The organism is Pseudonocardia pini, from assembly GCF_013870575.1.
Taxonomy (GTDB): Bacteria; Actinomycetota; Actinomycetes; order Mycobacteriales; family Pseudonocardiaceae; genus Pseudonocardia; species Pseudonocardia pini.
Window position 1 is genome coordinate 1 of the sequence record NZ_JACBXB010000075.1, and the last position, 12359, is coordinate 12359.

10 protein-coding genes and 1 pseudogene are annotated in these 12359 nt (G+C 69.7%); 5 read left to right on the forward strand and 6 right to left on the reverse strand.

The window, feature by feature from the left end; genetic code table 11:
- Positions 1–912: GAF domain-containing protein (locus H5J29_RS07310; protein WP_181780152.1), on the reverse strand; the 912-nt coding region annotated here is incomplete at its 3' end.
- Between the two features lie 310 nt (positions 913–1222).
- Here H5J29_RS07310 and H5J29_RS07315 point away from each other — a divergent pair.
- The 5 genes from H5J29_RS07315 (at position 1223) to groL (ending at position 7466) form a co-directional block, all read left to right on the forward strand.
- On the forward strand, positions 1223–2860 hold the full coding sequence (locus tag H5J29_RS07315; RefSeq protein WP_181780162.1) for a ferritin family protein: 1638 nt from the start codon (positions 1223–1225) through the stop codon (positions 2858–2860).
- 102 nt (positions 2861–2962) lie between these two features.
- Positions 2963–4018 (forward strand): FAD-binding oxidoreductase, encoded by a 1056-nt coding sequence (locus tag H5J29_RS07320; protein ID WP_181780153.1) that lies wholly within the window; start codon positions 2963–2965, stop codon positions 4016–4018.
- Positions 4018–5202 (forward strand): aromatic/alkene monooxygenase hydroxylase subunit beta, encoded by a 1185-nt coding sequence (locus H5J29_RS07325; RefSeq protein WP_181780154.1) that lies wholly within the window; start codon positions 4018–4020, stop codon positions 5200–5202. The genes H5J29_RS07320 and H5J29_RS07325 overlap by 1 nt, the downstream gene beginning before the upstream one ends.
- A complete protein-coding gene (gene mimD, locus H5J29_RS07330) occupies positions 5199–5573 on the forward strand; it encodes a propane 2-monooxygenase effector subunit MimD (RefSeq protein WP_181780155.1) in 375 nt (124 codons plus the stop codon). Before H5J29_RS07325 ends, mimD begins: the two co-directional genes overlap by 4 nt.
- A 207-nt stretch (positions 5574–5780) precedes the next feature.
- Positions 5781–7466, forward strand: a complete 1686-nt coding sequence (gene groL, locus H5J29_RS07335) for a chaperonin GroEL (RefSeq protein ID WP_181780156.1) — start codon at positions 5781–5783, stop codon at positions 7464–7466.
- Positions 7467–7602: 136 nt separating this feature from the next.
- On the opposite strand, the gene H5J29_RS07340 is transcribed toward groL, so the two are convergent.
- The 5 genes and pseudogenes from H5J29_RS07340 to H5J29_RS07360 form a co-directional block, all read right to left on the reverse strand.
- On the reverse strand, positions 7603–8982 hold the full coding sequence (locus H5J29_RS07340) for an MFS transporter (protein ID WP_181780157.1): 1380 nt from the start codon (positions 8980–8982) through the stop codon (positions 7603–7605).
- A 70-nt stretch (positions 8983–9052) separates the two neighbouring features.
- Positions 9053–9376, reverse strand: coding sequence for a sterol carrier protein domain-containing protein (locus H5J29_RS36130; protein ID WP_181780158.1), 324 nt, complete (start codon positions 9374–9376; stop codon positions 9053–9055).
- A gap of 181 nt (positions 9377–9557) precedes the next feature.
- Positions 9558–10355, reverse strand: a pseudogene (locus tag H5J29_RS36495) (GNAT family N-acetyltransferase); the annotation flags it as partial.
- Positions 10356–10379: 24 nt separating this feature from the next.
- Positions 10380–11375, reverse strand: coding sequence for a gamma-glutamylcyclotransferase family protein (locus H5J29_RS07355; protein ID WP_181780159.1), 996 nt, complete (start codon positions 11373–11375; stop codon positions 10380–10382).
- The gene (locus H5J29_RS07360; protein ID WP_181780160.1) at positions 11375–12217 is read right to left on the reverse strand and encodes a metal ABC transporter permease; all 843 of its coding nucleotides are present in this window, start codon (positions 12215–12217) and stop codon (positions 11375–11377) included. Before H5J29_RS07360 ends, H5J29_RS07355 begins: the two co-directional genes overlap by 1 nt.
- Positions 12218–12359 lie beyond the last annotated feature (142 nt).

Genomic DNA, 12359 nt, shown 5'->3' on the forward strand with positions numbered 1-12359 from the left:
CCGGGCGGTGCTGCCGCTGGGCAGGTCCACGAGCAGCTGCCTGCGCCGCCCGGTGCGCAGCGCCTCGGTGGCCTCGGCGAGCAGCGGGGCCTGGTCGGCCGCGTCGATCAGCTCGCGGGCCTTGTCGTTCATCATCAGCAGGTCCGCCCCGACGGCGACGACCGCGCCGCGGCCCCGTCGGCAGGCGGCCAGGTAGTCGTGCAGCAGGGTCAGCTCGCGGCGCCCGGACTGCTCGAGCAACCGCTCCTCGATGCGCTGCGCGATGGTCGCGGCGGTGGCCGCCATCAGCGCGCTCGCCTCGCTCCGCCAGCAGGTCAGGTCGAGCACGCCCAGCAGCTTCCCCGAGACGGGATGGTGGATCGGCACCCCGGCGCAGGCCATGTCCTCGAGGTGCTCGACGTAGTGCTCGTGCCCGAACACCTGGGCGGGGGCGCGGCCCTCCAGCGCGGTGCCGATGCCGTTGGTGCCGACGTACTGCTCGGCGTAGCTGAACCCGGGGGCCAGCCAGATCCGGTCCAGGTGCTGGCGCAGCGCACTGTCACCGGTCCGCCGGTCCAGGACCACGCCCTCGTCGTCGCACAGGATCACGCTGACGGGCTCGGTGGCGAACTGGTCGGCGATGTCGTCGACGACCGGGCGGGCCGCCCGCAGCAGCGGGGTGTCCGGCTCGCAGTCGGTCTCGTACGGCAGCTCGAGGTGGTCGCTGGGCACGGAGAAGTCGCGCGATCGGGTCCACGAGGCGAGGATCGGGGGCCGGACCAGCCCGGGCGGAGGCGACTCGTCGTGCAGGAAGGAGTCGCGGGCGACGGCGACCCGTTCGGCGGCGGCACCGACGGCGACGGGCGCGAGGAGGCCTGCTCCGGACACCCGCAACGGGTCCGGCGCCTCGTGGTGGTGGACGCGCTCGTTCATCTCGACCAACCGGTTGCCCTTCTCGGAGCAGCTGTGGTCCGCGTTGACGCGGCAGCCGGGATCGGTCCGGACGCTACTGCCCCGACGTCTCAGACGGTAGGCCCAGGTCAGGCGGGCACCGTCTCAGATTGAGACCGCAGGTGACCAGGGTCGGGAGTGTGATCGGTGCACCGGAGGGACTGTGACCCAGGTCGCACCCCCCACCCGGTACAGAGTCCGACGACGAGGTGGGCTCCCGCGCCTCTCGCCGATGTCGTCGAACTCTGTGACTCGCCCACCACCGTGAGGAGACGACGTGAGTCGGCAGAGTTTGGCGAAGGCTCACCAGAAGATCCAGGAACTCGCCTGGGAGCCGCAGTACCACGAGCCGTACATGAAGTACGGAACCGACTACACCTTCCGGAAGGCCGCCAAGAAGGACCCGCTCAAGCAGGTCCTCCGGTCGTACTTCCCGATGCAGGAGGAGAAGGACCACCGCGTCTACGGTGCCTCCGACGGCGCCATCCGCGGCAACATGTTCCGCCAGGTCCAGGAGCGTTGGCTGGAGTGGCAGAAGCTCTTCCTGAGCATCATCCCGTTGCCGGAGGTCTCGGCGGCGCGCTCGATGCCCATGCTGTTCCACGTGGTTCCGAACCCGGAGCTGCACAACGGCCAGGCCATTCAGATGATCGACGAGGTACGCCACTCGACGATCCAGCAGAACCTGAAGCGCCTGTACATGAACAACTACATCGACCCGGCGGGCTTCAACAACAGCCTGCGGAACTTCCAGAGCGACTACTGCGGCACCATCGGCCGCCAGTTCGCCGAGGGGTTCATCACCGGTGACGCGATCACCGCGGCCAGCATCTACCTGACGATCGTCGCGGAGACGGCCTTCACGAACACCCTGTTCGTGGCGATGCCCGCCGAAGCGGCGGCGAACGGCGACTACCTGCTGCCGACGGTGTTCCACTCGGTCCAGTCCGACGAGTCGCGCCACATCTCCAACGGTTACGCCACGCTGCTGATGGCCCTGTCCGACGAGGACAACCGCCAGCTGCTCGAGCGCGACCTGCGCTACGCGTGGTGGAACAACCACCGCGTGGTCGACGCCGCCATCGGCACCTTCATCGAGTACGGCACGAAGGACCGCCGCAAGGACCGCGAGTCCTACGCGGAGATGTGGCGACGCTGGATCTACGACGACTACTACCGCGCCTACCTGGTGCCGCTCGAGAAGTACGGCCTGGTCATCCCGCACGACCTGATCGAAGAGTCGTGGAAGCAGATCTGGGAGAAGGGCTACGTCCACGAGGTCGCGCAGTTCTTCGCCACCGGTTGGCTCGCCAACTACTGGCGCATCGACGCGATGACCGACGACGACTTCGAATGGTTCGAGTACAAGTACCCGGGCTGGTACGACAAGTACGGCAAGTGGTGGGAGAACTACTCCCGCCTGGCGAAGCCGAACGGGCACAACCCGATCGTCTTCGAGGACGTGGACTACGTGTACCCGGCGCGCTGCTGGGTCTGCATGGTCCCGTGTCTGGTGCGTGAGGACATGGTCACGGCCGAGGTCGACGGCCAGCACCGCACGTACTGCCACGAGGTCTGTCGCTGGACGGACGTCGAGGCCTTCCGGCCGACCTACCAGGGTCGCGAGACCCCGAACATGGGCCGACTGGTCGGCAAGCGCGAGTGGGAGACGCTGTACCACGGCTGGAACTGGGCCGACGTCGTCTCCGACATGGGCTTCGTCCGCGACGACGGCAAGACCATGACGGCTCAGCCCCACCTCGACTTGGACCCCAAGAAGATGTGGACGCTGGACCACATGCGGCGTTGTCCGCCGCTGCAGAGCCCGAACGTGTTGTTCAACGAGATGAACGACGCCGAGCGCGCCGCTTATGTCGCTGACTACAACCGCCAGGGTCCCGCCGGTCGCCCGGCGCCCTCGAGCGCCTGAGCGCGGGTCAGGCGAGGGGGGAGGGCCGGGGCCTCCGGCCCTCCCCCCGCTCGACCCTGCCCTTCTCCTGCGCCGTCCACCACGACAGAAGGGGTTCCAGCCTTGGGTGACAAGCACGTCGTCCGGTTCGAGCCGGTCGGCATCGAGATCGAGGTCGACGAGGACCAGACCATCCTCCGCGCCGCGGCCGAGCAGGGCGTCCAGCTCATGCACGGGTGCAAGGAGGGACAGTGCGCGGCGTGCAAGTCCTTCGTCCTGGAGGGCGAGGACATCGAGCTGGACAGCTACTCGACCTTCGCGCTGCCGGACTACGAGAAGGAGGAGGGCTCGACGCTCCTCTGCCGGGCGCACGCCTACGAGGACCTCACGATCGAGCTCCTGAACTACGACGAGGAGATCATCCGGTCGGGCCTGCCGCTGCGGAAGGGGCTGGTCGAGGTCGTCGCGAACGACGAGGTCACCCACGACATGCGGCACCTGCGGGTGAAGCTGCTGGAGCCGGACGAGATCAAGTTCTTCCCCGGGCAGTACATGGACTTCACCGTCCCGGGCACCGAGGAGAGCCGTTCCTTCTCGATGGCCAACACGCCGAACCGCCAGGGCGAGTTCGAGTTCGTCATCAAGATCTACCCGGGTGGCCTGTTCTCCGAGTACCTCGCCGAGAAGGTGCAGGTCGGCGACCAGATCGAGGTCGAGGCGCCGTTCGGCACGTTCACGCTCCGGGAGAACCGGACGTCGAAGATCATCTTCGTCGGCGGGGGCGCCGGCATGGCGCCGGTCCTGGGGCTGCTGCGGTCGATGGCCGAGCGCGGCGTCGAGCGCCCGTCGACCTTCTACTACGGCGCCCGCACGGCGCGTGACCTCTGCTTCGAACCCGAGCTGGCCGCGCTGAAGGACCAGCTGCCCAGCGACTTCTCCTACGTGCCCGCGCTCTCCGAGCCCGCCGAGGGCGAGCCGTGGGAGGGCCACACCGGCCTCATCACGGAGGTCGTCCAGGCGAACGAGTCCACTTTGGAAGGAGCGGATGCCTATGTCTGCGGGCCGCCGCCGATGGTCGACGCGGCGATCGCCACGCTGAAGGCACTGGGCGTGCGCGAGGAGAACATCTTCTACGACAAGTTCACCACCACCGGTGAAACAGAAGGCGAGGACGGCTGATGACCACCACGGAACGGCCCGAACGCAGTGTCCCGAAACCCGTCTTCACCGACGCGGAAGCCGGCGCACGCGAGTTCCCCGACTCGGGCGCCAGTGCCCGGCGCTACAACTACTACAAGCCCGCCAAGCGCAAGCAGACCCACTACGAGGACGTCACGGTCGACGTCCAGCCGGACCCCCGGCACTACCTGTCCCAAGGCTGGATCTACGGCTTCGCGGACGGCTCGGCGGGCTATCCGCTGACCTGGACCAAGCTCAAGGCCTGGGGTGTCGACCGGCCCGATCCCGAGCGCTTCCCCGGCTCCGGCGGCAAGGGCTACGAGTGGCCCGCCCACGGCTGGCACGAGTTCCGTGACCCCAACGAGGAGTGGGAGCTCACGTTCTACCGGTACAACGCCAACGTCGTCCGGCAGGTCAACCAGAACATCGAGAACGCCCGCAACTCGAAGGCGTTCGAGCAGTGGACCCCGAACTGGATCCAGTTCGTGGAGCGCAACGTCGGCGCGTGGATGCACATCGAGCACATCCTCGGGCTCTACGTCTTCGCCGCTTGCAACCGCTCGGGCCCGACGAACATGCACAACACCGCGATGGCGGTGAACAGCATGCACAAGATCCGGTTCGCGCAGGACCTGGCGCTCTACAACCTCACCCTCACCGAGGAGATCGACGGGTTCGACGGCACCGCCCACCTCGACGCCTGGAACAACGACCCCGAGTGGCAGGGCGTCCGCAAGGTCTGCGAGGCCATCACCGCCGTCGACGACGACTGGGGCGAGTCGATCTTCGCCGCCAACGTCGTGTTCGAGCCGCTGCTCGGGGAGCTCTTCCGCTCCCAGCTGGTCATGCAGGCGGCCGCGGGCAACGGCGACTTCGTGACACCCACGGTCATGGGTGCCGCGGAGTTCGACTTCGCCCAGCGCGACCTGCGCTGGACCCAGGCCTGCTTCGGCCCGCTGACCCAGGACAAGGAGTTCGCGCAGCACAACAAGGACCTCATGCAGGGCTGGCTCCGCAACTGGGTGCCGCAGGCCATCGAGGCCGCCCGCACCCTGCAGCCCATCTGGTCGCTGCCCGACGCGAAGCCGCCGCGCTTCGAGGACAGCCTCGACCGCGCCAAGAGCAGGTTCGCCGGAATCCTCACCGACCTCGGCCTCGAAGCCCCGAAGGAGCTGAACCAGTGACGAGTTTCAAGACCGCGGAGAGCCCGTTCAAGGCGGACCGCACGGCCTCCGGCAAGGCCGGCGTGACGTTGATGAACAACCAGATCGGCGTCGTGGTCGCGGAGGTGATGGACCGCCAGGAGAACGTGACGATCACCCACCTGCCGTCCATGATCCGGGTGGACTGCGTGGGTCGGATGGACTTCGTCTACGACGACATCTCGGAGGCCCTGGGCGAGGAGCCGGGCTTCTACGACGCCGCCGAGTTCGAGGAGAACATGTCGACGCACTACGGCAAGATGATCCACATGGACGACCGGACCGTGATGTTCGGCAACCTCGAGGAAGCGGCCGAGTTCATCGGGGACATGCTCCCGCCCGCCGTCTCCTGACCCTGTGAGGGGCGATGGTCGCCAGAGCGACCATCGCCCCTCACGACCCCCTGCCGCCTCTCGGTGAGGCCCGCCCGGCGGCCGGGACCCCTGCACGTCGCTCCGCACCGTCCCCGTCGGCGCCCGGACTCGCACCCGGGCGCCGGTGGGGAGGTCGGTTTCCACCCGCGCACGACCGACACCGCTGTCGCACAGGAGGACGAAGTCATGGCCAAGGAACTCAAGTTCGGCGCCGACGCCCGAAGGGCGCTGCAGGCCGGAGTGGACCAGCTCGCCGAGGCCGTCAAATCCACGCTGGGTCCCAAGGGCCGCAACGTCGTCCTGGAGAAGATCACCGGCACCCCGGAGGTCACCAACGACGGCGTGACCATCGCCCGCGAGATCCACCTGCGCGACCCCTTCGAGAACATGGGCGCGCAGATCCTCAAGGAAGCGGCGATCAAGACCAACGACATCGTCGGCGACGGCACCACCACCGCCACGGTGGTCGCCCAGGCGATCGTCCGCGAGGGCATGAAGGCCATCCAGTCCGGCGGGAACCCGGTGCTGGTCAAACGGGGCATCGACCTCGCCGTCGCGCGGATCGTCGAGCACCTGGCAGGCGTGGCGCACCCCGTCGACTCGCTCGAGCACCTGTCCCGGGTGGCCGCGATCTCGGCCAACGACGACGAGTCGATCGGCTCCGTGGTCGCGCGGACCCTGCACACCGTCGGCGACGACGGCGTCATCTCCGTGGACGACGGCCCGCTGCTCGGGCTGAGCGTCGACTTCGTCGAGGACTTCGAGTTCGACAACGGCTACGTCTCGCCGTACCTGGTCACCGACCCGGGCTCGATGATGGCGATCCTCGACGACCCCTACATCCTGCTGTCCGCGGAGAAGATCACCGACGTCCGGCAGCTGATGCCGGTGCTCGAGAAGATCATGCGCGACCCGCGGCCGCTGGTGATCGTGGCCGAGAAGGTCGAGGGCACCGCGCTGCAGATGCTGGTGCACAACCACGTCAACGGGCACCTGAAGGTCACCGCGATCCAGGCCCCCGGCTTCGGCGAGAAGCGCATCCACATGCTGGAGGACATCGCCGCGCTGACCGGTGCGAAGGTCCACAGCAAGGCGTCGAGCTTCGCGCTGGAGCAGATGACGGCCGACCACCTGGGCCGGGCCACGCAGGTCCGCGCCACCAACGAGGACACCGCGATCATCGGCGGCGCGGGAGCCCGCGAGGCCGTCGAGGCGCGGCTCGCGCAGCTGCGCGCGGAGATGCACCGCGCGAGCATCGGCACGGACGAGGACTGGCTCAACGACCGGATCGCGCGGCTGTCCGGGAAGGCCGCGATCATCTCGGTCGGGGCGCCGACGAACGCCGAGCTCAAGGAGATCCGACACCGCGTCGACGACTCGCTGCAGGCGACCCGGGCCGCGATGGCCGAGGGGATCGTGGCGGGCGGCGGCGCCGCCCTGCTGCACGCGGAGTCCGCGCTCAACTCGCTGGACGTGTCGAGCGACTACCGGATCGGCGTCGAGATCGTGCGGGCCGCGCTCACGGAGCCCGTCCACCTGATCGCGTCGAACGCGGGCTACGACGGTTCCGACGTCGTCAAGCAGGTCACCGACCTCGGCGTCGACGAGGGCTTCGACGCCCTCGAGGGCCGCTTCGGGAACATGGTCGAGATGGGCATCATCGACCCGCTGCGGGTCGTGCGGAGCGCCCTGCAGAACGGCGCCTCCGTGGCGGGCCTGATCCTGACGACGAACTCCCTGGTCGCCGAGGAGCAGACCCCCTGGAACAAGGCCCTGATGACGGAGTACGGCCCCCTGGACGACGGCATCCCGCAGCCCAGCCCGGACTCCAGCACCCCGCAGAGCTTGGGCCTAGGCCCGTCCATGGGCTGACCCCGCCCGAACGAACGGCACCCTCGCTCATACCTAGTGAGCGAGGGTGCCGCTCGCTCATCCGGGGTTCCGACGCATGGCTATGCACGAACGGCACTCTCGCTCACTAGGTGTGAGCGAGAGTGCCGTTCGTCGTTCAGGTGGTGGTGGCGGGCTCGCGCTCGGGGACGTAGTGGTCCGTGCCCGGGATGCGGGTGGGGTGGGAGATGTCCAGCCCGGCGGTCTCCGGCATCTTGATCAGCGGGTAGATGGCGACGGCGGCGGCGAGCATCAGGTAGAAGGCCGGGATGTAGGTGTTCCCGGTCGCCTGGATGAGCGCTGTGTTGATCAGCGGCGCCGTGCCGCCGAAGGCCGCCGTGGACGTCGCGTAGCCGATGGAGAAGCCGCCGTAGCGGTTCCGGGTCGGGAACATGGCGGGCAGCGCCGAGCCGATGACGCCCAACATCAGGACGAGCTGGATGCCCAGGATCGCGATCCCGATCGTCACCGGCACCCAGCCCTTCTGGCTGATGAGCCAGAACGCCGGGACGGCCAGGACGAAGGTGCTGATGGCGGAGCCCAGCAGCAGCGGCTTCCGGCCGATGCGGTCGGACAGCCGCCCGATCGGGGTGATGACCACCATCATCACCAGCATCACGACGATGAGCACCACGAGGGCCTCGGTGTCGTCGATCACGATGGTCTGCGTCAGGTAGCTCGGCATGTAGGTCAGCAACGTGTAGTTCGCGACGTTGAGCAGCATCACGAAGCCGATGAGCTGCAGGATCTGCGGCCACACGTTCCGGACGACCTCGCGGAACGGCGCGGTGGTCGTGGTGTTCTCCTGCTCCGCGGCACGGAAGGCGGGAGTGTCCTCGAGCTTGGACCGCAGGTAGAAGCCCACCAGGCCGAGCGGACCGGCGACCAGGAACGGGATCCGCCAGCCCCAGCTGTTCAGCGCGTCCTCGGACAACCCGAGCTGGACCGCGGTCGCGAGGATCGCGCCGAGCACGGTGCCCGCCAGCGTGCCGAACTCCAGGAACGAGCCGAAGAAGCCCCGGCGTTTCGACGGTGCGTACTCGGCGATGAAGGTCGCGGCCCCGCCGTACTCGCCGCCGGTGGAGAAGCCCTGGATCAGCCGCAACGTGAGCAGCAGGATCGGCGCGGCGAACCCGATGACGCTGAAGCTCGGCAGTAGACCGATCAGGAACGTGGCACCGGACATCAGCACGATCGTCACGGCCAGGACCTGGCGGCGGCCGTAACGGTCGCCCAGCGGCCCGAGGATGATCCCGCCCAAGGGCCGGAGCACGAACGGGATCGCGATGCCCGCGAACACGAACAGCGACTGGGCCGCCGGTGAGAAGTCGGGGAAGAAGTTGAGCCCGATCTGCACCGTCAGATACGCGTAGACGGCGTAGTCGAACCACTCGACACCGTTGCCGATCGCCGCGCCTGCCACGGCCTTGCGCACGGTGGCCGGGTCGGCTTCCTCGACCTGCCCCCCACCGTGACCTTGCGTGTTGGATTCGCTCATCACGTCCCCTGTCTCGGTCGACCGACAACGCTAGGCGAGGTCACACGGTCGTGCAGGGTCTGGCGTGGACTCAGAAGCCGGTTCCGTGGATCGGCGGCCGGTCGGCGACGAAGGCGGCGTCCATCGCCGCGACGCCCGTCCCCTCGATCAGCCCGGCGCGGGCGAGGGTGCTCGCGCGGTGGCCGCCGAGGTAGAGCGAGCCCAGGGCCGAGGCGCCGAGGGTGACGTCCGGCGGGCCGTCGGTGGGCTTCGCGGAGGCGCCGTCCGGGCCGCCCTCGAGCCGGACCCGGGAGGTCCCTAGCTGGGGATCGTGGATCTCCAGGGTGAGATCGAGCTCCACGGCGTACCGGCGGGCGGACAGGGCCGCGGCCGGGTCGAGGAGACGGATCCACACGGCGTCGTGCACCCCGGTGGTCTCGATCAGGGTGGGGTCGGTGAGGAGGAAGGCGAGGGCGTCGCCGGACGGGCAGAAGTTGGTCTCGAGGTGGGTGACGAAGTCCCCGGTGAGCAGGACCCGCCAGAGTGCGATGTGCGCCTCGGGTCGCGGCGAAGAGGTCCCGCACGACCATGGTGCTGCGGTCGTGGTGCATCCGGTAGGAGGCGTAGCCGTCCGGGTGGGCGAGGTGGAACAGGCCGGTGCCGCCGTCCCGGTCGTCGGAGTGGTCGTCGAGGAAGTACCCCCAGAGGACCGGACTGCGCAGGACGGAGCCCGGGGTGCCGACGGCCCACCGGGCGTGGACCTCGGGCGCATGGGCGCGGGCCTCGTCCGTCGTGATCATCCGGACGCCGCCGGGGTCCGGGGCCTCCGGGCGGAACGCCGCGAAGCGCCGGTCGATGCGGATCCGCCGCGTCTCGGTGGCGACGCCGTAGCCGTAGCGGCCGTAGAGGGTGCCCTGGCTCGCGGTGAGCGCGGCGACCGACGTGGTCATCGCCGGGATCTGCGCCTCCATGAGCGCCCGGAGCACGCCGCGGCGGCGGTGCGTGGGCAGCACGGACACCCAGGTCACGCCCTCGACGTCCACCTGCCCGCCGGGGACACCCATCGGGAACGGCACTGCGCCCGTGACGCCGACGAGCTCGCCGTGGACCTCCGCGAAGAGGAAGCGATCCATGTCCAGCAGCCGCCGCATGGCCGCGGTCCAGGCCGGGGTGTGGGTGGTGCCGAAGCCGCGCTGGTCCTGGGCGATCAGGGCGTCGAAGTCGGCATCGGTGGCGCGGCGCACGGTGAGGCTCACGGACGGCGAGTGTGGCGGGTGGAGCGGGTTGTGGCGAGCGGTTTCCCGAGGAGGGTGAGAGCGCACGTTTCGTGCTCCCAGTGCTGTCCGGACCGCGCTGAGAGCACGCAGACTGCGATCAAGCCGCGCTGAGAGCACGAAACGTGCGATCCTGGGCGCCGGTCACCAGCGGGCGATGCTGCGGAAGCCCTTGGTCCTCTGAATCCATACGTACGTCCAATACGCACGTCCTTCCACGAGGACCCGCCTGCGGGCGTACTCCGGGCCCTCGTAGCGGTCCAGCTCTGCGAACGCGGCGGCCGGGTCCCGCAGCGTGACGACGTGGCCGGGGACGTTCCCGTCGCCCGGCAGCAGGGCGGGGAACCCGAGGCCGGTGTCGAACAGGCGGCCCCGGCCCACGGTCGGCCGCACCTGCTCGACCAGCGGTGCGAGCAGGTGCCAGGCCCGTCCGTCGGGCTGCAGGGTGCCGTAGACGAACAGCCGGGCGGGCCACGAGTCCGGGTTCGGCGGCCCGTCGACGGTGGTCGCGGCCAGCCCGTCGGAGTCGGCCGGGACCCCGCTCAGGCCGCGCGCCGCGTCCTGCGGGACCTCGCTGCAGCGGACGGGGGCGCCGTCGACCAGCAGTGGGCGGCGGACCGCCGCGGCGCCGAGGTAGGCGAAGGGGGAGTCGAGCAGCACGTCGGCGGACAGCCGGACCTCGACGCCGGGCAGGCGCGCGAGCCGGTAGCGGCCCACCGACCGTCCCTCGCAGCGGTCGAGCACGGCGACCTGCTCGGGTGTGGCGAACCAGACCGAGTGCTCCTCGACGACACCGGGCGCGGCGGCGAGCACGGCGGGGCGCTGGTCGTCGACCACCCGCAGGCCCGCCGCCCACACCGCCGCGACCTCCCGGGTGGTGCAGCGAAGGACCACGACGGCACCGGTGAGCCCCAGCTCGGAGCGCAGCCAGCCGATCTTCGCCGGATTGCGGTTGGAGCCGTAGGTGAGGATCGGGACACGCCCCGCCATCGGCGTGGCGCCGAGCTGCGCGAGCAGCTCGGCGGGGTCGCCGGTCACCGCGTGCCCGCCGCCCGGGACGTGGACGAACGAGTGCTCCGGGACGGCGCCCGGGTACGGCGCCGCCGGGAAGTCGGCGTCGGGGAAGGGATCGGGGAGCATCACGCCCGGCGGAGGGCCCGGATCCCGAGCGCGAGCACGAAACAGACCGCGCAGACCAGCCCCATCGCCCCCGCGATGGAGGTGTCGAAGGTCAGGGCGGCCACGTGCCCCACGATCGCCCCCACCCACCCGACGGCCACGGCGACCAACACCATCGCGCCCAGCCGCTGGGTGAGCAGGTAGGCGGTGGCCGCGGGCACGATCAGCATGGTCACCACGAGGATCGCGCCGACCGCCTCGAAGGCCGACACCGCGGTCACGGCCACGGCGATCAGCAGCAGCCGGGACAACAGCCGCGGCCGCAGGCCGGTGACCCGGCTGAACTGTGGGTCGAACGTGGTGGCCCGCAGCTCCTTCCACAGCGCGGTGACCAGCACGAGGTTGAGCACCGCGACGCACGCCAGCACCACGCCGGACCGGGCGAACGCCATACCGCCGATCGTCACCGTGTCGAAGGGCGTGAACGCGATCTCGCCGTAGATGGTCGAGTCCAGGTCGAGGTGGATGTCCGAGGCGTACCGGGTGATCCCGAGCACGCCGAGGGAGAACAGCGCGGGGAAGACGAGGGCGATGGCGGCGTCGCTCGCGACCAGCCCGGTGGCCCGGACGGCGTCGATCCCCAGGACGCAGAGCACCGCGAAGGCCGCGGCCCCGGCGACGACCGGGACGGGTGCGCGGGTCTCGCCGATCAGCCACACGGCCACGATCCCGGGCAGCACGGCGTGGCTGACGGCGTCGGACAACAGGGCCATGCGCCGCAGCACGAGGAACGGGCCCAGCAGCCCGCAGGCGGTCGCGGTCAGACCCGCGACCAGCACGATGACCAGGTCGTCCGCGGTCATCGCAACCCTGCCAGGTCCTGGAGCTGCGCCAACGCGGCCGGGTCGAGCGAGTGGCGCAGGTCCTGCAGGTCGGGTTCGCGGGCGTCCCGCAGCCGTCGTCGGACCTGGTGCGCACGCTGGAGATCGTCCCGGTGTCGGACAA